This is a genomic window from Flavobacterium hankyongi (assembly GCF_036840915.1).
Taxonomy (GTDB): domain Bacteria; phylum Bacteroidota; class Bacteroidia; order Flavobacteriales; family Flavobacteriaceae; genus Flavobacterium; species Flavobacterium hankyongi.
This window is the reverse complement of record NZ_CP085725.1, coordinates 2,203,616-2,228,454: the sequence shown is the minus strand read 5'-3', so window position 1 is coordinate 2,228,454 and position 24,839 is coordinate 2,203,616. Positions and strand designations below refer to the sequence as shown.

Below are 24,839 nucleotides of genomic sequence, written 5' to 3'. Positions count from 1 at the left end.
TTACAACTTGTCTCTCTTGTCCAACGATTGAATGAGGTTATAGATTGTCGATTTACCTATGTCTAATTTTTTTGCTGTTTTAATGACATCATTGTTGTTCTTTTTTAAGTGATGAAGAATTATTTCTGAGGTGTATTCTCTGAGAGTTTTTTCTTCATGTAAGAAAATGTTAGAATCATTAAAGCTTGAAAAAGTAAGATCGTTTTTTGTTATTTCATTATCATTACATAAAACACATGCAAGATCAATTACTGCTTTTAATTCTCTTATGTTTCCTGGGAAAGGGTATTTTTGAATTTTATCTTTGGCTTCTTTTGAAATTGTTATGGGTTTTAATTTGTTTTCTTTGACAAATAAATTGACAAAGTGTTTTGATAACAATAACACATCATTGTCTCTTTCTCTAAGTGGAGGCAAATAAATAGGTAATCCCATTATTCTATAATATAAATCCTCTCTAAAGTTTCCTTTTTTGACTTCTTCTGCTAAATTTTTGTGTGTTGCAATGATAAGTCTGGCATCAAATTTTATGGCTTCTTTACCACCAATTCTTATAACTTCTCGTTCTTGTAAAACTCTTAAAAGTTTACTTTGTAGGTTCAAGTCTAACTCAGCAATTTCGTCTAAAAAAATAGTACCTCCATTAGCTTGTTCAAATTTACCCATGGCTCTGGAGTCAGCACCTGTGAAAGCTCCTTTTTCGTGTCCAAAAAACTCATTCTCCATTAATTCTCTTGGGATAGCGGCCATATTTACGGCCACAAAAGGCTTGTTTTTTCGGTCTGAGTTAAAATGAATTGCTTTTGCTACAACTTCTTTACCTGTGCCAGTTTCTCCGTTTATAGAAACATTTATATTAGAATTAAGGGCTTTACTGATTTTAGTAAACACTTCTTTCATTATGTCGCTTTGTCCTATGATTGTTTTTTCAAAGCTAAATTTTTGTTCTAATTTTTCTTTCAGATCTTCTATTTCTGAAATAAGCTTTAGGTTTTCTTTTGTTTTTAAAATTGCATTCCATAAAATTTCTTTGGTATGACTGTTTTTAACAATATAGTCACTTGCTCCTGATTTTAAGAAATTAATAGCTACTTCAATGTCTTCTTGTCCGCTAATAATTATTATCGGTATTGAATTATTTATAGCACGAATTTTTTGTAATAATTTGTCACCTGTAATGTCAGGTAGTCCAAAATCAAGGCATATTATTTGTGGTTTTAAATAGAGATTTTGTAAACAATCTTTTCCTGTAGTAAATAAGTGAACTTCAAAGTCTGGATTTAAGCTTAAATGATATTTTAATGACTCTCCAAAAAAAGTATCGTCTTCAATTAAAAATATTCTTAATGAGTTCATATTATATATTTTAAGCCATTACTAATTTAACTAAAAAATGCTATTTTTCCTACATTCAATTAAAAAATTTAATAGTAGATTTGTTGCTGTTAGGCATAAATTTTGATGCCAATCAAACTTTTAATTAAAAATGAATACTATGATTGATAATTTAAAGAAAATATTAAACGAAGATCAAGATCCAAAAGCAATTGAGAAAATTACGGCAAAGCTTGAGAACTTATTGATGTCTAACGAGGAAGTTGGTTACATTGCTGTACAAAAAAAGCCAGCTATAACGGTTTTTCCAGACAGTATCGTAGTTACCAACAAGCGTATCATTTTATGCAAACCTAAAAATTTAGGTTTGTCTATGGAGTTTGTAGATTTTAATTGGGACGAAATAGGAGGAACGTTTGTAAAAGAAGGAATTTTAGGTTCTGATTTTACTTTTTCAACAAAAACTGAATTAACACATACTGTAGATTATTTGCCAAAAAATCAGGCTAGAAAATTATACACTTTTGCCAAAGAACAAATGGATTTGTTAAAAAACCCTCAGGTTGCAGTTGCTGCGGTAGAAATAGCTCCAGTCGTAGAAGAATCAGTGATTGTAGAAGATTATCCTGTTGAAGTTGTAGAAGAAGTTGAAGCAGAAGAAGTAACTTCTTTTGCTGAAATTATGCCTTCGGTTCCAGCTATTGCTGAACCAATTATTGAGGAGAAAATTGAAGTTACTGCAACAAATTCAGGGGAAAGAAAATTAAGCGAAATGAGTAGTGAAGAACTTTTTGCTAAACTTCAGAATTATAAAAAATTACTAGATAACGGACTAATTCTTCAAGGAGAATATGACCGTTTAAAAGCAGAAGTTTTGCAATATATGTAATTCTGCAATAAAACTTTTTTTAAATGAGCAAGCCTCTCTTTTTTGCCCTTTTTATTTTTTCTCATTTTTATGGTTGTACCAATAAAAATGAAAAAGAGATTTCTGTAAAAAATATGTCAAAAATAAATATTACAGAGGAGGTTAATAAAGAAGTTATAATCTTTCAAAAAAAGTTAAATAAAGAATATTTGACATCAGAAGAAGTAATATTTGCAATTGATACCTTCAGATTAAATTGTAAGAACAGAAAAAATCAAGATTTTGATTCTTCAACAGAAGCGATGAATAATTCTGTTTTGGAAATGAGGGATGGCTATCAAATGTTATTGGAAAGGTATTATCAAAAAATGCTTCAAAAACTTGATGAAAAAGATAAGCCGATATTTGCAGAATCTCAAAAAGAATGGTTAAGATTCAAAGAAAAAGATGAAATGTTTATTGAATTGATGGAGAACGAGAAATACAACTCAGGAGGGTCAATTCAATCACATATAGCAATTGGAAATTCTTTTGATTTGATAAAGATTAGAGTCGAAGAAATATTTTCTTACTATAATTCTATTGTTGAAAAAGAAGAAAATTAAAAAGAGATTTAGAATATAAAAAGGCATTAGATTATCTAATGCTTTTTTGTTTTTAGTTACATGACACTTTTTTGCTTGGTCACGTAACTGTCAGATTGCAATTTTAGAATTTCAATAGCAGATTTTTTCTTGTAATCATACAGTTCTTTATCTGACCTTATATCTTCATACACTTTGTCATAAATCATGGCGTCTGTGTCTTTTTGTAAAGCACGTTGAAAGTTGTTTTGCTCAATATGAGTTTTCAATGCAGTTTCATTATCTTCTAGTTTAAAATCGTATTCTCCTTTAGGAGATAACATTTTAGCAATAATAGGAGAGGTTTCGATAGCTAAAAATAGCAACATGATAAAAAGAGAAGGTAATAATGGCAATTTCCCCAAGGCATTAATTCTTGCCATTAACCCATCAAAATTATCTATGATTGGTTTAGAATCGGATACTTTTTTGTCTAAATCGGCTTGTAAAGTTTTTGCTCTAGCTTCTTTATCTGCAATGGTTTTGGCAGAATTTGTTTTTAGTGAATCCAGTTGGCGTAAAGCTAAATCATGTGCTTCTCTTTTCTCTTTGTAAATAGGTCCTTTACCCATTTTTTTAGTTCCTGCACTACCTTCGGCTTCTGTAATGTACGATTGATATAAATAGGCAACTTCTTTTTCTTTAGCTTTAATATTCGATTTAATACTGTCAATCTCTGATTGATTTTTGCTTACATCACTTTTAAAAAAATTGGTCACCTGATTTTTATTAGCAATAGCCATGGTATTCTTTTCTTTTAAAAGAACAGTATTAATTTCTTTTTCAAATATTTTAATTTCTAAAGGTTTTGATATTACAATTGCAATAATCATTGCTAAAATAATTCGGGGTGAAGCTTGTGCTAGTTCTGCTAAAAGATTATCTCTTTTTCTAATGGTAGATACAATAAAGCGATCCAGATTAAAAATAAGAAATGCCCAAACTGTCCCAAATGCAATAGCATAATAAGGATTGTCAAATACAGTAAACAAGGCATAAGCACTCGCTAAAAAAGCCATTACTGCGGTAAAAAAAACAGTGGCTCCAATACCTACATATTTGGTTTGTTCGCCTTCACTGCAAGAGTCTAGTAACTCCCTATCTGCGCCAGAGCACAGAATAAAAAAACGTTTTAACATGATTGATTTTGATTTGATTGATGATATACAAATTTAAGACCAAAAAAGTAATTTTTAGTTAAAACGTTGATTTATTTTAAATTATAAGTATTAATTGAAATTAATCGTCATCTTTTTCCCAGTTATTTCTTCAAGTGCCCAATCGGATGAATTGATTGCGCCTTCAATAAAACCTGTGTAATCCGAATAGGCCTCGCCAATAATATGAATGTTTTTTACATCAGAATTGTCTAATGCAAAGGCTTTAAATTGCTCTTGGATTTCCCATGATTTTACTCCTGGTCTCCAACAATGATTTCCAGCGCCATAAGGGGCACACGACCAGTCACGAATTCCATAGGACACAATAGATTTCTCAATATCTTCTTTAATTTCGTTTAAGCTCATGTTTGCATATTTCAACAAGGCTTCTTTTGTAAGTTGTAGACCTGTAGTTGACATGGCTTCGTTGCCTTGAAGCGAACGATATACGTCTTTTGACATGAAATTTGCAAACTGTTGTTTGATTTCATCGTTGTTATTTACTTCAGCAAACTCATGTTTGTTTCGGTTTTCTATGTAGTAGTTCCAAAATTCGGTAGCAGGCTTGTCTGTATACAATAAAATCATTCCATAGCCATCAAAATCGTTGGTTTTTGCGCGACGGAAGTAATGAATTTCGCGTGTAGGCATTCTATTGGCTCTCGCCTGCGGTGATTGGTTGTATTCCCACCAAGGTTTGTCTAGTATAAAGAAGACTTTAGTCATCGCAAAACCATTTACACTGTCCAACTGTTCTCGTATCTCTTCTGGCAAAGAATGATATAGTTTTTTTAATGGATATTGAGGCATTGCCAATAATAAATGATCAGCAGCTAGAGTTAATTTTTCTTCTTTTTTAGTATAAGTTGCTTCAACAAGTTTTTTCTCGTTGTTTTTGAAAGAAACTAATTTGGCACCATTTATAAGTGTCACGTTTTTTCTTTGCTGAAGTTTTAAGAGCATCTGTTTGGTAATTTCGTCTGTACCTTTTTTGATGGTAGCCAAAATTTGCCCATCTGTTTTAAAAGCTCTCAACCACCAAATAACCCATTCAATTGCATTTAAATTGTCTGGAATCATGTGATAAAATGTCCCAGTATCACGTATTTTCATCAAAGCCTGATGAGACAAAATACCATCTTCACTCAAAGCATTCCAGAATCCCATCTTCCACATAAATTTTCCATTCAGTTTAGATTCCTTACGCATGATTCTAAAATCTTCTTCAGTTAAACTATCAATCCAGTTTTGACAGCCAAAATCTAGTGGATTGTTTGGGTTTTTACCCATCATAAGTAAAATGCCTTTACGCAATAAGTCTAAAGCGTTAAGATTCTGTTCTTGTAACGGTAGATCATACTGAGGGAATTGTGAAGGATTGGCTTGTGGTCCATTAAAAGGAAGAAGCTCAATTTTTAAATCGTCAATTAATTTGCCAAACTTGGGTTGCAATTTAGTTTCAAAACGCATAGGACCCCATTCTGTAATAAAATTTTCTAAAACAGTGGTTTCTATCCTTCCGCCCCAATGATTTTCTGAGGCTTCAAGAACAATTACATTGTAATCTAAATCGCTAAGTTGAAGTGCGCTGTAAAGACCAGAAATTCCTCCTCCGGCAATACAAATTGTCTTTTTCATTTTGTGTTTGTTTGGTGGAGCAAACTTAAAAAAATTGATTAAAAGACAAGAACTGTTTTTATTTTATTTTGAACAGATGTAAACGAAGGCTGGAGGTAAGTTCAAAAGCGTAAAATTGATACTAATTTCACTAAAATATCCTTCTAATTTCTTTTTTGCATTTAATGAATATTGGAATTGAATATATTTTCCGCCTTCTGAAAGGGCATTGTCAGAATTGGTTAAAATAGAATCTACAACTTCATCTGGAATCATGGCAAATGGCAACGATGAAACGATGTAATTAGCTGAAGTAAATCCGTTTTCTTTTAAATAACCTTTTATTTTTTCGGCACTATCATTAATTAAGACCAGTCTATTGTCTTTGATTAGTTTCAGCTCTTCAATAAATGTTGGGTTGATTTCAAATGCTAAAAGTTTAGCATCAGGACGCATATTTTCAAGTAGTTTTTTGGTAAAAACACCTGTTCCTGGTCCAAATTCTACAATGCATTCTGTTTTACTAAAATCGATGGGTTCCAGCATTTTTTTTGCCAAAAAAGAGGAACTAGGCGACAAAGCGCCTATAGTTCCTGTAGATTTTAGTACTTCTGAAATAAATTTTTTCTTACTCACCGAATTTTATTTATTCATTTCAGTGAAGTATTTGTAGAATAAAGGAATAGTTTCAATTCCCTTTAAGTAGTTAAAAATACCATAGTGTTCATTTGGTGAGTGAATTGCATCACTATCCAGTCCAAATCCCATCATGATGGTTTTAGATTTTAATTCTTTTTCAAATAAAGCAACAATTGGAATACTTCCTCCAGAACGTACCGGAATTGGTTCTACACCAAATGAATCGTGGTAAGCTTTTGCAGCAGCTTGATAACCAATCCCATCAATAGGGGTTACATAGCCTTGTCCTCCATGATGTGGACTAACTTTTACTTTTACTGCTTTAGGTGCAATGCTTTCAAAGTGTTTTTTAAATAATTCTGTAATTTCTTCCCAGTCTTGGTTAGGAACTAAACGCATCGAAATTTTTGCATAGGCTTTACTTGCAATAACAGTTTTTGCACCTTCACCTGTATATCCGCCCCAAATACCGTTAACATCAAGAGTTGGTCTTATAGAGTTCCTTTCATTTGTTGTGTATCCTGTTTCGCCATATTCTGTAGCTATATCAAGAGCTTTGTTATACGCATCTTGGCTAAAAGGTCTTTTTGCCATTTGAGCTCTTTCTTCAGTAGAAAGTTCTTCTACTTTATCATAAAAACCAGGTATTGTAATGTGATTGTTTTCATCATGTAAAGATGCAATCATTTTAGTCAATATGTTAATTGGATTAGCAACTGCACCACCATACAATCCTGAGTGTAAATCACGGTTTGGACCAGTAACTTCAACTTCTACATAGCTTAAACCACGTAAACCTGTTGTGATTGATGGCTGCTGATTAGAGATCATTCCAGTATCTGAAATTAAAATCACATCATTGGCTAATTTATCTTGGTTTCTTTCTACGAACCAGCCTAAACTTTTAGATCCAACTTCTTCCTCACCTTCAATCATGAATTTAACATTACAAGGCAAGCAATTGTTTTTAATCATGTACTCAAATGCCTTTACGTGCATGTACATTTGACCTTTATCATCGCAAGCTCCACGAGCAAAAATAGCACCTTCAGGGTGTACATCTGTTTTCTTGATTACTGGTTCAAAAGGAGGTGAGTCCCAAAGTTCAATTGGGTCAGCCGGTTGAACATCGTAATGACCATATACTAGGACAGTTGGTAAGTTTTTGTCAATTATTTTTTCTCCATAAACAATTGGATAGCCTGGAGTTTCGCAAAGTTCAACAACATCACATCCTGCTTTTTCTAAACTTGCTTTTACCGCATTTGCTGTATCAATTACGTCTTGAGCGTAAGCACTGTCGGCACTTACTGAAGGTATTTTTAATAAATCAATCAATTCATTTAAAAAACGTTCTTTATTTTCTTGAACGTATTGTTTAATATTTTCCATTGTGTTTTTTTGATAAAGATTTTCAAAGATAGGGAATTGAAAGACCAATTTCTTAATTCCAAATTCTAAATTTTAATCTGTATTTATTTTTTTCTTGGAATTTCTGCTTTGGGATTTGGAATTTAAAAATAATGTGTATATTTGCACCCACTTATTGAAACAATTACTGTTTCTAAACCCTGCGGGTGTGGCGAAATTGGTAGACGTGCCAGACTTAGGATCTGGTGCCGCAAGGCGTGTAGGTTCGAGTCCTATCACCCGCACTAAGCTCAATCGAAAGATTGGGCTTTTTTTATTTTTAAAAGGTTTTTAATCATTTTGAAAAGTGTGTCTTTTACTGCTTTTATGAACCAAAAACTCTTTAACTATAATCTTCGGGAAACTTAACTATGCTTTCTATAATTTATTTGATAAAAATTAACTAAATCTTGGTGTTGTTTTATATTAGTTTTTACAAGTAATTTCGCGCCAAATTTTAAAATCAAATTTAATGAGAATTACTTTACTTCTTTTTTTGCTCTTTTTGAGTGAAACCATAAATGCTCAGCATAAAATAAAATTTAATTATGATTCTGCAGGAAACCAAACACTACGATCTTTATGTGTAAACTGTCCTACTTCAAAAATGGCAAATGATTCAATAGTAAAGGAAGAAAACATAATTACTAAGGAAGAAATTGAACAGGAAAATTTAATAAGTCAAGTGAAATATTTTCCTAACCCTGTTTTAGAAGAATTAAATGTAAATTGGATTAATTCTCAACAAAGCAGTTTACAAAAAATAGATTTATATTCTTTAAATGGACAATTTATAAAGAGCTTTCTGTTAAGTAAAAATCAAGAGTCTATAAGTATTCCTTTTAATAATTATGCAGAAGGATATTACAATTTGATTTTAAGTTTTAGTGATAATAATCGGAAGACTATCAAAATAGTTAAGATTAAAAACTAATAGTTTTTAAACGATTATAATCTATAAAAATCACTCAGATAGTTTAAAAAAAACTATCCAACTTGGACGAAAACCCTAATTTTAATTGAACCAAATGAAAAGAATATATATACTATTTCTATTTTTAACATTTAATGTACTATTTGCTCAGAATAATAGGCAACAGAATACAAACAGACTACCTGATGATCCAATAATCATTGATCCTGAAGAGCCTACTGATCCTACAGACCCTAGCTTAGCAGGTGAGGTTGGTGAAACAAAAGGAGAATTGTCAGTTTCACTGGCAGGAGCTGCAATGTACAATGTCTCAATAATGGTTCCTCCGGGGATAAATGGTGTAGAGCCAAAAATTGGATTATCATATAATAGTCAAGCAGGGGTTGGTTTAGCAGGTTTTGGTTGGAACATTTCAGGGTTATCATCTATCACACGTATTCCAGCGACAATATTTCATGATGGTTTTAATGATCCAGTTGATTTAGACAGTAATGATAGATTCGCTTTAGATGGGCAAAGACTTATATTAACAGGAGGTACATATGGTGCAGTTGGTTCAACTTATACAACAGAAAATTTTTCTAATTTAAAAATCACTTTAAAATCAGCTAATTCATCTTTTTATAATATTGAGAATGGGAGTGCCATTCAAATATATAGCAAATTGACATTCAAAGTTGAGTATCCTGATGGCTCTATTGCTTATTATGGTAACTCTCTTGATTCTAGTACATCTGTGATATCTGGCATAACATCTTGGGAAAATCCACAAGGCTTAAAAGTTAATTATACTTATGCTAATTCAACAGAATATTTATATGTAGCATCTATAAAATACGGTAGCAAAGCGTCAACAACAGGTATCAATGAAATTCAATTTGTTTATAAAGACAGAATTAATGCAGAACAAAGCTACACAAGAACTATTTTAATTAATAACAATAAATTATTAAGTGAAATAAAAGTATTAGGGAATAATTATGGGTTTAGAAGTTACACTTTAAACTACGACATTACAACAGGATATGAACTTTTGAGGACCATACAGGAAAAATCAGGTATTAATTCGAGTTTTTTAAGACCAATATACTTTACTTATGATATAAGTACGGATAACAACACTATCCAAAATATTGGTGGGCGAAATATTTATTCTGACCGTTTTTTTAGAGATTTTGACATAGGTGATTTTGATGGAAATGGAACCTTTGATGCTATAAATTATTGGTCATATAATAATACTTTAAACTTTGTAAACAATTTTTCAGATTCTGTCACTTTGACCGAACAAAATTTATCATTATCTGGGCTGTTTGTTGCTAATCCTGAGGCTAAATTTAGAGCAATAAATAATTTTGAATATGGTGTCACTGGAGTTAAAAAATCCAATAAGAGTGCTATATGTGCTGTTGTAATGGACAAAATACAACAAAAAATTTATTTTAAAATTTTCACAAAAAATTCATCAGGATTGGTTCTTAATGAAACAAAGGAACTTGACGAAACTGGCACAGATTTTTCGAGTTATCAATATTATTCTGCTTCTTCCTTTTGGAAATTTGGAGATTTTAATGGTGACGGAATATCTGACTTCATTCACTACAATAGTCAACTTAAAAAAATAAAATTTGTCAACCTTGATAATAGAATGACAACTAATTATGTTGTTAATCTTGGGACTTTAGATTTAGAGAAATATAGAGAGGTGAGGTATGGAGACTTTAATGGAGATGGGAAAACAGATTTTATTGTTATTTCTTCTTCTGGAGATTATAGTAAACTAACTTTATACACTTTAGATAAAACTAATACAAGTATTGAAAAACTACTTGAAATGAATATTGAATCTATTTATCCAAAAAATAATCCTCCATATGGTAGAACAATCCTTCAAGGAGATTTTAACGGAGATGGGAAATTAGATTTGTGGTTTACGAAAGCAAAACAGATTTTATATTATACTGCCAATACCTTTACAATGGAAACTGATAATACAGTTATGCCAGACGATGATAATACATATGCAATAACTGCTGATATTGATAAAGATAATAAAACAGATGTTGTAATTGTATCTAAAAAATTAACCTATGTTTCATCACATACGGCTTATGCCTGTGATTTTGGCCCTATGTCCATTGAATATTATCAGCAAAATTGTCCATATACTTATACTGTTGATAAGTATAGTTATGATGTTCAAATCAATACTTTAATTAGAAGAGGAAAATCATGGAGGTCTAATCAGTATACTTATCTTACAGGAGGGGTTGAATATTCAAATCAACAGCCTTCATCGCTTTCTCCTATATTTGTGGATATTAACAAGAATAGTCAAAAAAATACTTTGACACTTTGTAGTGGTTCAAATTATTTAAGGTATTTGGATTTGTCAAAATTATACAGCGAAAAAACATTAGTATCTGTTGAACGCAACAATAAAATTCAAAATATAACATACAAAAAATTAAGTGACACAAATGTATATACTTCTGTAACTGCAACAGAAGATTTTCCTAATTACGATATGCCTTCTGTAGATACATACAAAGTTGTATCTAAGATTAGCGATAATAGTTCTGGGACTATTAAAACTCAAGAATTTAAATATTATGGTGGTGTGAGTAACTTAGAAGGTCTTGGCTTTTTAGGGTTTAAAGGTGTGTCTCGCACAAATTGGCACTCTAGCTCATCTCAAATAATCTCAAATATTTCTAAAATTGACATATCTAAAAGAGGTGCAGTAATTGATAATTTTTCAGTTTTAGGTGATATAAATCCAGATTTTAATTTAACTGTAGGTACTCCATTTATAAGCAGAACACAAACTTTTTATAATAATGAAGATACTGTTTATGAAAATCCATTATTGTCAAACAAGGTTTATAATTTAAAAGCAACACTCATTAAAAATTTCAATGGTCTTGAAAGCACAAGTATTGAAACAGCAAAAAAATACAATGTGTATAATTCGATTGTAGAGGTCACTACAAATTATAAAAATGGGGCAACCACTGATAAAACAGTTGTTGTGAACAATGTTTATAGTGGTGTTTCAAGTAATCCCTATATGGTCGATAAGTTAACACAATCAAACAGTTTATCTACTGTTTTTCCAAGTGGTGATACTTTTAGTACAGAGGAGCAATATTCGTATAATGTTAATTTGTTAACTCAAATAAAGAAAAAAGGGGATGGAACAGATTATATTACAGAAGATAATCAATATGATCCTTTTGGAAATATTAAGACTAAGACCATTTCTGCTTCTGGAGTAGCTACAAGAGTAAACTCTTTTGAATATGATGCATCAGGTCGTTTTTTGACAAAGAAAACGGATATAGAAGGCTTTATAACAAATTATACCTACAATAATTTTGGGCTCTTATTAACAGAATCTTTTCCAACATTAACCACAACATCATTAAAAAATCAGTACACTTATGATGCATGGGGAAAATTAATATCAAAAAAGGATTTTTATAATAAAATAACAACGTATGCATATCAAAATACTTTTGATGGTGGATATTCAAAAGAAACCACATATCCTAGTGGAGCATATTCTAAAATAACATATAATTTGTTGGGACTAGAAGTTCGAAATGAAGTTAAAGATATAAACGGAAATCTTTCATTTGTTGATACGAATTATGATATTGATAATAAAATCATTTATAAATCTCAACCACATAATGGTGTTGCAAATGTTTGGAATGAAATCCAATATGATGCTTATGGAAGAGTAACTCAGACATCTAATTTAAAATCAGGTGCTTCTCCCGGAAAAGTGACTGTTTATAATTATCCATTAGGTACGACGACAGTGACAGAAAATGACGGTGTAAAATTTAAAACGACTACTAAAAACTCTTTAGATCAAATAATAAGCTTGACGGAAACACCGGGAGGCACAATTAATTATAGTTACTTTCCAAATGGAAATTTAAAATCTACGAATTGTAATGGGGCAACCATATTGATTATTCAAGACGGTTGGGGTAGAAAAAAAGAATTAAACGATCCATCTGCTGGAAATAGAAAATATGAGTATAATAATTATGGAGAACTAACAAAAGAAGAAGTTGTTGGTAAAGGTGAAATTATTTACAATTTAAATGGTGTTGGTAAATTGCTAACAAAAACTATTAAAGATGCAAGTGGTGGTGTAAAAAGTTTGAGTACTTATACATATGACCCAACAAACAAAATTATTAAAACTATACGTTTAGATGACTATGCAAATAGCACATTTTCGACCAATAGTTTTCAGTACGATAGTTTTAACAATGTTATTGAAGATTCTGAAGAATTGTCAGGTAAAGCTAAATTTAAAAAGAATATAACTTATGATAGCTTCGGAAGAAAAAGTAACACAATATATACAGTAGAAAATAGTTTAGATAATAAAAAATCGACAAAATCTATAACTCACACTTATAAAAATGGTTTTGAGTGGCAATTAATTGATAATGCAACTGGTTTACCTATTTGGGAAACAAAAACAACTAATCCTAATGGACAGATTTTAACGGCATCATTAGGGAATGGTATCAATATTACAAATGCCTATGACATATATGGTTTTCCTACTCAAAACAAGCACGATAAATCGTCAACAAACATTATGACTTTAAATAATACTTTTGACCCTGTAAGTGGAAATTTAACATATAGATCAAATAATATGTTTGGTAGTTGGGATGAAACATTAGCATATGACAATGCTGATCGATTAACTAGTTATAAAGATGGGTTGAATTATCAAACTCAAAGCTACAACAACAATGGTACTATTTCTAACAATGCTATAGGAAGTTATGCTTATAGTAATTCTGCTAAACCATATCAAACTACATCAGTAACCCCTCTTAATCAAGATTTAGCTCAGGGTTATTTAGCATATTATGGAGCCAGAACTCAAAATATAACCTATAATATTTTTAAAGCCCCAGAAAAAATTGATGAAGCTTCAAAAGAAATTATAGATTTTGAATACAATGCTTTTAATAACAGATCAGCTATGTGTTATGGTAGTTTAGATCCAAATAAAGTTTTACGCCCGTATAAAAAATATTATTCGGCAGATGGATCTATGGAAATACGAATTAAAACATCTGCTCCAGCATCAATAGAATTAGTAACCTACATTGGTGGCAATGCATATAATGCTCCTGCATTTGTCTCAAGCGATGGAACAACTCAAAAAACATATTATTTCCATAAAGATTACCAGGGTACCATTGTAGGTATTTCAGATAATTTAGGAACTATAGTAGAAAAACGTATGTTTGATGTGTGGGGTGAAATGATTAAATATCAAAAAGGAATAACTACCACAATTCCGTTTGATACAGGGACAATGTTATCAGACAGAGGTTATACTGGGCATGAGCATTTACAAGGTGTGAATTTAATTAACATGAATGGTCGTATTTATGATTTTAAATTTCACAGATTCTTACAGCCAGATAATAATATTCAGGATCCTTACAATACACAAAATTACAATCGTTACGCTTATGTAATGAATAACCCTACAAGATATACTGATGAATCAGGTGAGACTTGGGGAGCTTTTTTTGGATGGTTGGCTGGTGCAATATTTTCTACCTATGTGCATGGGGGACAAGCAACTGGAAATCCTAATCCTTTAGAATGGAATGCAGGACAGTGGGGAAGTGCAGTGTCCTCTGCTGTAGCTCCCACGGTATTTAGTTACGCTTCTAATGCAGCTACAGATAGCGTAAATGGCTACATAACAAGTTATGGACAACCAACCGCAGCACAACAGGAATATATGAATAACAATCCAATTGTTAATGTTGCCGAAAGTCATGGGTATATTAGTAGCAGAATAGGATCCAGTAATAATGTGATTATAAGTAATGAAACAAATAGAGAGGAATTTGAAGTTTTAGCATCAATAGATTTGCCAAAAGTTTATCAGAGAGACAAAAACACAGGGTTTAATTCTGATCCATCTTCGACTTGTGCATACGATTGCAAAAGAAGTATTGATAAATTTTATTTTAAAAAAGAAGTTTATGATGAGGCATTTTTTAATAGTGCTGAAAATGGGACTAACACATTTTTCACGACAAGAGATTTTTTAAAAAATGAAGGATATAACGTTTCTAAATTTACACGTGGTGTAAATTTAGCTTCATTAGCTAATAGCATTAAAGCAAATCAAATAACAATGATTCAATGGATACCTCCAACACTTGAAGGTAGCGGTTGGACACATGCCAGCCTAGTCAAGAGCGTAGAAAGAGGACTCCAAAGCGGTCAGTACAGAATAGGTATAATGGATCCTGCGGGCTATAGATCATATATATATCAAAATGAATTTAACATAATAAAAACTCTTTTAACTATATGGAAATAAATATCAAAAGAATAATTTTTTATATTATTTTCTTTAACCCTTTAGTGTTGCTTTCTCAATCGATTTCAAGTGTTGATTCTATTTATGCAAAAATAAAAATCAGAAAAATAACAGAATTGTCAGAAAAAGATTTAAAGAAAAAATACGAAATAACACTTTATGAAAGAGAAAATTTAAATCAAGAAATAGATTCATTTAATTGTAAAATTATTTCTGATTACAATTATGACAAATTATCAGTTAAAGCAGTTCCTGTGTTTAATTTAAAAAAGAACTACAATCTGAATAAAAATATAGCACATTATATTGATTTTAAATCAAAATGCAGAAACCTTTTGGTTTACAACATCTATTACAATGATTTATTTTTAACTACAAATTTTGTTAACAGACAAAATGAAAAATTATTTCCAATAATTTTTAATTGCGATTTAAGTATGCCAATTGATAGTAATATGTTGACAATGATGAATCTAAAATTACAAGACAAGTATTTTGTGTTCCAAATCAATAATATACGAGGGGTTTTATTTATTGTTGAAAAGGGAGAAATTTTTGCTATAACAAATCCAAAAATAAACGGGGAATATGAAAAATTTGAAATTAATGATTTTTTTAGAAAAAATAATTTAACCTATGAGAAATACATTTCAAAAAAATTGGGAGCTACAGAAATTATAGAACAAAATACAGAATTACAGAAGCAAAAATATTATCTAAAAATTGAACAGAAATAAGAACTGAAGGAATCAAATGAAACAAAAATTAGCCGTTATTTTTCTTCTTTTTACCACACTCGCTTACTCCCAACAAGAAGCGAGTGTTTGGTATTTTGGTGCAAATGCTGGGATTAAGTTTAATAGTGATAATAGCATTACCACGCTAACAGATGGTCAATTGAGTACTAGCGAAGGTTGTGCTACTATTGCTGATAGTAATGGTGATTTGTTGTTTTATACGGATGGAGTAAGAGTCTGGAATAAAAACCATCAAGTTATGCCTAATGGTTTAGGTTTAATGGGGCATACTTCCTCGACGCAATCTGCAACAATAGTCCCTAAGCCTGGATCGCCAAATCTGTTTTATATTTTTACATTAGATTATGAAGTGCATCCTAATGGTTTTCGTTATTCGGTTGTAGATATCAATCTAAATGGAGGTTTAGGAGATGTAACAAATGAAAAAAATGTTTTAGTTTATGCTCCATCAAACGAAAAAATATCAATTGTAAAACACGCCAACAATATTGATTATTGGATAGTCACTCATGGTTTTGGTAACAATACTTTTTATAGTCATTTATTAACATCATCAGGATTGAGCTCAACACCAGTCTTGTCAAATGTGGGTACAGTAGTTTCAGGTTCTACAGAGAACGTTTGGGGCTACATGAAGATTTCTCCTAATGGGAGTAAATTAGCCATATGTAATTTAATGCAGGCAGAACTTTTCGATTTTGATACTGCATCTGGATTAGTTACAAATCCTAAAACACTTTTTACAACTACAATAGAAGGGCCCTATGGTGCCGAATTTTCTCCAGATAATAATATACTATATATTACAATTCCAAACCCTTATAAAATAATTCAATATGATCTTAATGCAACAAATATTGCATCAAGTGCATATGAAATTATACTGCCTAATATTTATCCTGGTGCTTTACAATTAGGACCTGATAGCAAAATTTATATTGCCCAAATGTTTAAAACTAAGTTGGGAGTAATAAACAATCCTAATACTTTGGGTGCAGGCTGTTCCGTGCAAATAGACGCAGTTGATCTGAATGGAAGAACATGTGCAATGGGGTTGCCTCCTTTTGTTTCTTCTTTCTTTTTTACTCCTGTTATTCAATGGGATTCGAGTTGCGAAAATGATAATATTAATTTTTCTATTAGTAATGTCCAAAATATTATATCTGTAGTTTGGGATTTTGGAGATGGATCGCCTGTTCAAAGCAATATAACAACAAATCATATATATGCAATACCTAATACTTATACTGTTACAGCTACTGTAACAACTCCATTAGGAGTGGCTACAAATACTAGAATTATAACAATTTCGGAAGTACCTACAGCTACTCAGCCTTTGGATGTTTTACAATGTGATGATGATAATGATGGATTCTATAATTTTGATTTAACCACATTAGATTCGGTAATTCTAAATGGTCAAAATCCCAACCAGTTCAAAGTAAAATACTTTGCCAATAGTATAGATTACAATAATAACATTGCTATTGTTGCACCTCTTAGTTATCAAAATGCAGTTGCTTACCAACAGCAATCTATAATAGCTGAAGTCTACAATATTCAAAATAAAGCTTGTAAAGCAACTATCACATTTAATATAGACGTTTTTGATTCACCAAGTTCTACGACAAATATATCTAGCTTAACTTCTTGTGATAATATCACTTTTGGTACAGATACTGATGGTAGAATCCGTTTTGATTTGACCCAAAAAGTAACCGAAATCCTAAATGGGCAATCAAGTATTCAGTTTACGATAGCTTATTTTACTGATGCGGGTTTGACTAACCCCATTGCAAGTCCTGCCAATTATGTAAATGCCAATAGTGCAGAAACGATTTATGTAAGAGTGAGTAATGTGGATAATGTTAATTGTTTTGCTACTACCTCTTTTACTATTGAAGTATTTCCTTTACCAACGATTTCAAATGTTGTCGCTTTAAAACAATGTGATGACAATATTGATGGCTTTAGCATTTTTAATCTTACCGAAGCAAATAGGTTGATTTCCGCCAATTATGCCACTGAAACTTTTAGTTATTTTGAAACGGCAACCGATGCACAAAACAACGTCAATCCAATTCTGAATTTTACTACCTATGCAAATCAAGTTGTAAGTAATGATGTGGTTTTTGTGAGAGTAGTCAATGCAAAAGGTTGTTTTAAAGTTGGAACATTAAATTTAAATGTTTCAACAACTCAAATTCCTTTAAATTTTACTAGGAATTTTACAGTTTGTGATGATGCTGTTTTAGGAACAAATATAGATGGAATTTCTAGTTTCGATTTTAGTAGTGTTACATCGCAAATTCAAAGTTTATTCCCCATAGGTCAGCAATTAATTGTTACTTATTATCGCAATCTTTCCGATGCACTAGCCGAAAGTAATGCTATAACCAATACTGCCAACTACAGAAATATTGGTTATCCTAACACTCAAAGTATTTACATTAGGGTTGATAGTGCTGTAAATAATGATTGTTTAGGGTTAGGACAACATATCACTCTAAATGTAGAACGTATTCCTATTGTAGAAGCGCAAAAATATACTCATTGTGATGACAATCAGGACGGGCAGTTTGCTTTTGATACATCAAATCTGCAAATCACTTTATTAAACGGAATAACTAACGTATCTGTTGCTTATTTAGATGCAAATAACAATCCGTTGCCAAGTCCATTGCCTAATCCTTTTGTTACAGCGACACAAACGATAAAAGCAGTGGTTACAAATAACACGGTAACTGCTTGTGATTATCAAACTACAATCACGTTTGTTGTGGATGATTTGCCCGAAGTCTTTCCTATTAGTTCTAATTTAACATCGGTTTGTGATGATGAATTAGATCCTTTAATTCAAGATGGTATATTTACTTTTGATACTTCTACTTTTCAAAACACAATTTTAGGAAGTCAAACAGGAATGATTGTCAATTATTATGACCAAAGTAATAATTCATTACCGAGCCCGTTGCCGAATCCTTTTACAACAGCAACACAAAATGTGCGTGTCGAAGTTATTAATCCGGTTAATGCTACTTGTAAAGCGATTTATATAATTCCATTTATGGTGTGTCCAGTGCCTAGAATAGAATTAGAAGGGAGTGAGATTGTTTGTAACCAGTTAACTCTTACTAAAACATTAGATGCGGGTATTTTAGATGGAACACCAACAACTGATTACACTTATATTTGGAAAAAAGATAACACTTTACTTCCATTTGAAATTAACTCAACATTAAATATAAATCAAGAAGGAATTTATACAGTTGAGGTTAAAAATAGCGTTGGTTGTATACGTACAAGAAAAATAAAAGTAGTTGCTTCTGATTTGGCAACTATTTCTAATGTTCAGGTGACTGATTTGTCTGATTCAAATTCAATCATTGTGAGTGTGAGAGGTAACGGAGATTATGTGTATAGTTTGGATAATATTGAATTTCAAGAATCTAATGCTTTTTATAATTTACCTGCGGGCATTTATACAGTTTACGTTAAAGATTTAAATGGTTGTGGGATTTCAAAGGAAGAAGTGAGTATTTTAGGTATCCCAAAATATTTTACTCCTAACGGAGATGGTTATAATGATTATTGGAATATTAAAGGAATTGATAGTAAAGTAAATGCTAAAACTCAAATTTATATTTTTGATCGTTTTGGTAAATTATTAAAACAAATTAGTCCAGCTTCTGAAGGGTGGAATGGTAGTTTTAATGGGCAATCTTTACCAGCAGCTGATTATTGGTATTTTGTAAAGTTAGAAGATGGTAGAGACTTAAAAGGTCATTTTGCTTTGAAAAGATAGATGTCTATGAAATAATGCCTTTAAGAAGATGTATCGTATGTTGTAGGTTCGAGTCCTATCACCCGCACTAAGCTCAATCGAAAGATTGGGCTTTTTTTATTGTTTAAAAACAAAAAATCCTTTCAATTTGAAAGGATTTTTATATAAGTAAGATATGGTTGATGTTTAGTTTCTGTGAACTAATGTGCCTTGTGACCATTTTTTTGCTTCAGCAACACGGCTGTCATTATAGTCGACCTCGTTAAGAGTGTTTTTGTCCCAAAAAAACCATTTTCCAGTTTTTTCTCCGTTTTTATATTCACCCATTGCAATTTTCACTCCTTTTTCGTCAAATGAAACCCATTTTCCGTGAACTTTTCCATCTTTGTAAAAACCTTCTTGTTTAACGGTTCCATTATCATTGTAGTAAGTGGCTTTAACTAGGTTTCCTTCTATTTCATATTTAGGTTCGATATTTTGAGCCATTACAATACCTGAGAAAACTAATGCGCATAGTGTAATAATCTTTTTCATAGCTTTGGGTTTTAAGATTTTACAATCATTTATATATCAAAGCTATAAAAAATATTTACATTAAAAAAACTTTTACTTAACAATTTGGTAACATTAGATGAAAACTTAACATTGGAATTCTTTTTCAGGAAAGTAAATAATTGTTTTATGTAGCTTTTAACTTGTCCTAAATTGGTTAAATTTGCACTCAAATTTTTATATAATGTACAGAAGTCATACTTGTGGAGAATTAAATGCTTCGCATATCAATACAGAAGTTACCCTTGCCGGATGGGTACAAAAATCACGTGATAAAGGTTTTATGGTTTGGGTTGATTTACGTGATCGTTATGGAATTACCCAATTAATTTTTGATGAAAACCGTACAGATAAGACAGTTTTTGAAATGGCAAAAACTTTAGGACGTGAATTTGTTATTCAGGTTAAAGGAACGGTTATTGAGCGCGAATCTAAAAATCCAAACATGGCTACTGGTGATATCGAAATTTTGGTATCAGAATTAACAGTATTAAATAATGCCATAATACCTCCTTTTACAATTGAAGATGAAACAGATGGAGGAGAAGAGTTGCGTATGAAATATCGTTACTTAGATATTCGCCGTAACCCTGTAAAGAATAGTTTGTTATTCCGTCATAAAGTAGCAATGGAAGTTAGAAATTTCCTTTCAAAAGAAGGGTTTTGTGAGGTTGAGACTCCATATTTAATAAAATCAACTCCAGAAGGAGCTCGTGATTTTGTTGTGCCTTCACGTATGAATCCAGGACAATTTTATGCTTTACCACAATCACCTCAAACATTCAAGCAATTGTTGATGGTGGGAGGAATGGATAAATATTTCCAGATTGTAAAATGTTTCCGTGATGAGGATTTGCGTGCAGACCGTCAGCCTGAATTTACTCAAATAGACTGTGAAATGGCTTTTGTTGAGCAAGAAGATATTTTAAATATGTTTGAAAGCTTAACACGTCATTTGTTAAAAGAAATAAAAGGAGTTGAAGTAGATAAGTTTCCAAGAATCACTTACGATTATGCAATGAAAACTTATGGTAATGACAAACCAGATATCCGTTTTGGGATGGAATTTGGTGAGTTGAATACTGTAGCAAAACATAAAGATTTTGGTGTTTTTAATACTGCCGAATTAGTGGTAGGTATTGCAGTTCCAGATGGAGCTTCTTATACCCGTAAAGAAATTGATGCATTAATTGACTGGGTAAAGCGCCCTCAAGTTGGTGCTTCAGGAATGGTATACTGTAAATATGAAGCTGACGGGAGCTTAAAATCGTCTGTAGATAAATTCTATGATCAGGAAGATTTGAAAAAATGGGCTGAAGCTACTGGTGCTAAACAAGGAGATATTATTTTTGTTTTATCAGGTCCAGCCAATAAAACTCGAGGCCAATTAAGTGCGCTTCGTATGGAAGTTGCAACTCGTTTAGGTTTGCGTAAACCAGATGAATTTGCGCCTCTTTGGGTAGTAGATTTTCCTTTATTGGAATGGGATGAAGAAAGTGGAAGATATCATGCAATGCATCACCCATTTACTTCTCCAAAACCAGAAGATATTCATTTAATTTCTACTGAACCGGGAAAAATAAGAGCAAATGCTTATGATATGGTTCTTAATGGTAACGAAATTGGTGGTGGTTCAATACGTATTCATGATAAAGGCCTTCAAGCAAGAATGTTTGAATTGTTAGGATTCACAAAAGAAGAAGCTGAAAATCAATTTGGATTCTTAATGAATGCCTTCCAATATGGTGCTCCGCCACACGGTGGTTTGGCTTTTGGATTAGATCGTTTGGTGGCTATTCTTGGAGGTCAGGAAACTATCCGTGATTTTATTGCTTTCCCTAAAAACAATTCTGGGCGTGATGTGATGATTGATGCTCCTTCAGTTATCGATGACAAACAACTGGATGAATTATTTATTAAGCTGAACCTTAAATAAATAATTAGATTTTAGTTGCGTTTTGTAAGAATTTAACATTTTTTTATAAAATAAATTTAGCAAAACTTTTTTGTTTCAATAAAAAGTATATCTTTGATTTATTATTAATTTATTATTTCAAAGAATGCGCACAGGAAAAGTTAAATTTTTCGTTGAATCTAAAGGTTTTGGATTTATTACTGATGATGAAACAGGAGCTGATATTTTCGTTCACGTTACTGGTACAAACGGTAAAGAACTTAAAGAAGGTCAAAAAGTTTCATACACTGAAGAAGACGGTCGTAAAGGTAAAGTAGCTACTAACGTAGTAGTTATCGAATAATATATATTATTTTTGATTACCAGAATGAAGTTATACCACGCCATTAGGCGTGGTTTTTTATTTTTTAGATATTTTTTGATTTTAAGGCAACAGAGAGCGTAAAATAAAAAGTTTCTTAGCTATCTTCTTTGTTTAAAAAACTCTTTCATAAGAGAGGAGCATTCGTTTTTCATAACTCCTGATATAACTTCTGTTTTAGGATGAAGTTTTCCACCCATAATACGGTAACCTCTATGCTCATCAGAAGCACCGTATACAATTTTTGAAATTTGGCTCCAGTATAATGCTCCAGCGCACATTTGGCAAGGCTCAAGTGTTACATAAAGTGTGCAACCTTTTAAGTATTTGCCTCCTAAAAAATTAGCTGAAGCCGTAATGGCTTGCATCTCAGCATGTGCAGTTACATCGTTAAGCATTTCGGTTAGATTGTGGCTTCTTGCAATGACTCTGTTGTCTATAACAATTATTGCGCCCACAGGAATTTCGCCTCTGTCAAAGGCAATTTCGGCTTCCTGTAAAGCTTTTTTCATAAAATACTCGTCTGTGAAAATATTTTTCATAGAAACAAAAATACGATTTCATATGTTTATATTTTATTTTTTAGAGGTAACATATGTATCGCTTTTTTGTTATTGATGTTTGTTTGCAACAAACAACTTGTTAGTGGCGAATTCATATTGTACATTTGTAGTATGTCAAGCAATCTCCTACAAAATATTAATTCTTCGGCTGATTTGAAGAAGTTGAAACAGTCAGAATTACCAACTCTAGCAAGAGAACTTAGAGATTTTATAATTCAAATTATTTCTCAAAAAGAAGGGCATTTAGGAGCAAGTTTAGGTGTAATCGAACTTACGATTGCTTTACATTATGTTTTTGATACGCCAAATGATTTGTTAGTTTGGGATGTGGGACATCAAGCCTACGGACATAAGATTTTGACAGGCAGAAGAGATGTTTTTCATACTAATAGAGATTTAAACGGTATTTCTGGATTTCCTAAGAGAAGTGAAAGTGTATATGATACTTTTGGTGTTGGGCATTCCTCTACATCTATTTCGGCTGCATTAGGAATGGCTTTGGCTTCTAATATTAAAAATGAAAAAGAAAAACAACATATAGCGGTTATTGGCGACGCTTCGATAGCTTCAGGTATGGCTTTTGAAGCCTTAAATCACGCTGGTGTTACTGATGCTAATTTATTAATCATTTTGAATGATAATGCTATTGGAATTGATCCAAGTGTTGGTGCGTTAAAGGAATATCTTGCTTCATTTAAAGAAGGAGAAGTTCACGAAGAAAATAATATTTTTAGAGCTTTGAATTTTAATTATTCTGGACCAATTGATGGTCACAATTTAGAATCCTTAATTTCTGAATTGAGTAGATTAAAAAGCGTAAAAGGGCCTAAATTCCTACATGTGATAACTACAAAAGGAAAAGGTTTACAATTGGCTGAGGAGAATCAGGTAAAATATCATGCTCCTGGAAAATTCGACCCAGAGACAGGTAAGATTTATCCAAAAGAAGAAGAAAATCTTCCGCAAAAATTTCAAGATATTTTCGGACATACTTTAGTTGAATTAGCGGAACAAAATGATAAAATCATAGGTGTAACGCCGGCAATGCCTTCAGGTTCTTCTATGAAATACATGATGGAGAAGTTCCCACAAAGAGCATTTGATGTGGGTATAGCTGAACAGCATGCTGTAACTTTTTCTGCAGGAATGGCAACGCAAGGCATGACAGTTTTTTGTAATGTCTATTCTACTTTTTTGCAAAGAGCTTACGATCAAGTTATTCATGATGTAGCGTTACAAAACTTACCAGTTATATTTTGTTTAGACAGAGCTGGATTTGTTGGTGAAGATGGTGCCACACATCATGGTGTTTTCGATTTGGCTTATTTAAGTTGTATACCAAACATGATTCTTTATGCACCATTAAACGAAATTGAACTTCGCAATATAATGTACACAGCTCAATTAGGTTTAAATCACCCAATCGCTATCCGCTATCCACGAGGAAGAGGGTTTATTAAAGATGAATGGAAATTGCCTTTTGAAAAGGTTGGGATTGGGAAGGGATATTGTTTAAAAGAAGGAAGTGAAGTGGCTATTATTTCGACTGGAACGATTGGTAATAATGTTGCTGAAGCAATAAAAAGGGTGTCTGATAGTTCAAAACCAGCACATTATCATTTTCCTTTTGTTAAGCCATTAGATGTAGCTCTTTTAAATAACATAGGTAGTAAGTTTAAAAAGATTATTACTGTTGAAGAAGGGGGCGTTAATGGAGGATTCGGTAGTTTGGTGAGTTCTTTCTTTATGGAAAATAAATATGATATTAATATTAAGAAATTAGGTGTACCTGATGAATTCATTGAACAAGGAACAGTTAATGAGCTTCACAAGTATTCTGGTTTAGATGTTCTATCTCTAATTACGGTTTTGCAGAATATGATATAAAACAAAAAGCGCTCAAGTGAGCGCTTTTTTATTGGATACCAA

The 24,839-nt window shown here is 31.8% G+C and carries 16 protein-coding genes and 1 tRNA gene; 10 read left to right on the top strand and 7 right to left on the bottom strand.

Annotated elements, in window-relative coordinates; translation table 11 throughout:
* Positions 1 to 1,356, bottom strand: a complete 1,356-nt coding sequence (locus LJY17_RS10300) for a sigma-54-dependent transcriptional regulator (RefSeq protein WP_264543739.1) — start codon at positions 1,354 to 1,356, stop codon at positions 1 to 3.
* A gap of 139 nt (positions 1,357 to 1,495) precedes the next feature.
* On the opposite strand from LJY17_RS10300, the gene LJY17_RS10295 reads away from it, so the two are divergent.
* Both LJY17_RS10295 and LJY17_RS10290 read left to right on the top strand, forming a co-directional pair.
* A complete protein-coding gene (locus tag LJY17_RS10295) occupies positions 1,496 to 2,224 on the top strand; it encodes a PH domain-containing protein (protein ID WP_264544904.1) in 729 nt (242 codons plus the stop codon).
* A 23-nt stretch (positions 2,225 to 2,247) separates the two neighbouring features.
* Entirely contained in the window at positions 2,248 to 2,808 is a 561-nt protein-coding gene (locus LJY17_RS10290; RefSeq protein WP_264543738.1) for a lysozyme inhibitor LprI family protein, read from the top strand.
* A 56-nt stretch (positions 2,809 to 2,864) separates the two neighbouring features.
* On the opposite strand, the gene LJY17_RS10285 is transcribed toward LJY17_RS10290, so the two are convergent.
* From LJY17_RS10285 to LJY17_RS10270, 4 genes are all read right to left on the bottom strand, one after another.
* Positions 2,865 to 3,965 (bottom strand): DUF4407 domain-containing protein, encoded by a 1,101-nt coding sequence (locus LJY17_RS10285; RefSeq protein WP_264543737.1) that lies wholly within the window; start codon positions 3,963 to 3,965, stop codon positions 2,865 to 2,867.
* A 90-nt stretch (positions 3,966 to 4,055) separates the two neighbouring features.
* Positions 4,056 to 5,624: a flavin monoamine oxidase family protein gene (locus LJY17_RS10280; protein WP_264543736.1), complete on the bottom strand. Its 1,569-nt coding sequence runs from the start codon at positions 5,622 to 5,624 to the stop codon at positions 4,056 to 4,058.
* A gap of 63 nt (positions 5,625 to 5,687) precedes the next feature.
* Positions 5,688 to 6,239, bottom strand: coding sequence for a class I SAM-dependent methyltransferase (locus tag LJY17_RS10275; protein WP_264543735.1), 552 nt, complete (start codon positions 6,237 to 6,239; stop codon positions 5,688 to 5,690).
* A 6-nt stretch (positions 6,240 to 6,245) separates the two neighbouring features.
* Positions 6,246 to 7,634 (bottom strand): dipeptidase, encoded by a 1,389-nt coding sequence (locus tag LJY17_RS10270; protein ID WP_264543734.1) that lies wholly within the window; start codon positions 7,632 to 7,634, stop codon positions 6,246 to 6,248.
* Between the two features lie 181 nt (positions 7,635 to 7,815).
* Between LJY17_RS10270 and LJY17_RS10265 the strand changes: the two genes are divergently transcribed.
* The 5 genes from LJY17_RS10265 (at position 7,816) to LJY17_RS10245 (ending at position 19,540) form a co-directional block, all read left to right on the top strand.
* Positions 7,816 to 7,897 (top strand) — tRNA-Leu (locus LJY17_RS10265).
* Positions 7,898 to 8,124: 227 nt separating this feature from the next.
* Positions 8,125 to 8,586, top strand: coding sequence for a T9SS type A sorting domain-containing protein (locus tag LJY17_RS10260; protein ID WP_264543733.1), 462 nt, complete (start codon positions 8,125 to 8,127; stop codon positions 8,584 to 8,586).
* A 94-nt stretch (positions 8,587 to 8,680) separates the two neighbouring features.
* Positions 8,681 to 14,977 (top strand): RHS repeat-associated core domain-containing protein, encoded by a 6,297-nt coding sequence (locus LJY17_RS10255; protein WP_264543732.1) that lies wholly within the window; start codon positions 8,681 to 8,683, stop codon positions 14,975 to 14,977.
* Positions 14,968 to 15,714, top strand: a complete 747-nt coding sequence (locus LJY17_RS10250; RefSeq protein WP_264543731.1) for a hypothetical protein — start codon at positions 14,968 to 14,970, stop codon at positions 15,712 to 15,714. Before LJY17_RS10255 ends, LJY17_RS10250 begins: the two co-directional genes overlap by 10 nt.
* A 16-nt stretch (positions 15,715 to 15,730) precedes the next feature.
* Positions 15,731 to 19,540 (top strand): T9SS type B sorting domain-containing protein, encoded by a 3,810-nt coding sequence (locus tag LJY17_RS10245; RefSeq protein ID WP_264543730.1) that lies wholly within the window; start codon positions 15,731 to 15,733, stop codon positions 19,538 to 19,540.
* A gap of 165 nt (positions 19,541 to 19,705) precedes the next feature.
* On the opposite strand, the gene LJY17_RS10240 is transcribed toward LJY17_RS10245, so the two are convergent.
* Positions 19,706 to 20,053 carry a toxin-antitoxin system YwqK family antitoxin gene (locus LJY17_RS10240; RefSeq protein ID WP_264543729.1) on the bottom strand — a complete coding sequence of 116 codons (348 nt, stop codon included), beginning with the start codon at positions 20,051 to 20,053 and terminating at the stop codon, positions 19,706 to 19,708.
* 202 nt (positions 20,054 to 20,255) lie between these two features.
* Here LJY17_RS10240 and aspS point away from each other — a divergent pair, with 202 nt between their 5' ends.
* Positions 20,256 to 22,007 (top strand): aspartate--tRNA ligase, encoded by a 1,752-nt coding sequence (gene aspS / locus LJY17_RS10235; RefSeq protein WP_264543728.1) that lies wholly within the window; start codon positions 20,256 to 20,258, stop codon positions 22,005 to 22,007.
* A gap of 124 nt (positions 22,008 to 22,131) precedes the next feature.
* On the top strand, positions 22,132 to 22,329 hold the full coding sequence (locus LJY17_RS10230) for a cold-shock protein (protein WP_264543727.1): 198 nt from the start codon (positions 22,132 to 22,134) through the stop codon (positions 22,327 to 22,329).
* A 119-nt stretch (positions 22,330 to 22,448) separates the two neighbouring features.
* Here LJY17_RS10230 and LJY17_RS10225 read toward each other — a convergent pair whose 3' ends face one another.
* Positions 22,449 to 22,889, bottom strand: a complete 441-nt coding sequence (locus tag LJY17_RS10225) for a nucleoside deaminase (RefSeq protein ID WP_264543726.1) — start codon at positions 22,887 to 22,889, stop codon at positions 22,449 to 22,451.
* Between the two features lie 132 nt (positions 22,890 to 23,021).
* On the opposite strand from LJY17_RS10225, the gene LJY17_RS10220 reads away from it, so the two are divergent.
* Entirely contained in the window at positions 23,022 to 24,797 is a 1,776-nt protein-coding gene (locus tag LJY17_RS10220) for a 1-deoxy-D-xylulose-5-phosphate synthase (protein WP_264543725.1), read from the top strand.
* Positions 24,798 to 24,839: the final 42 nt, after the last annotated feature.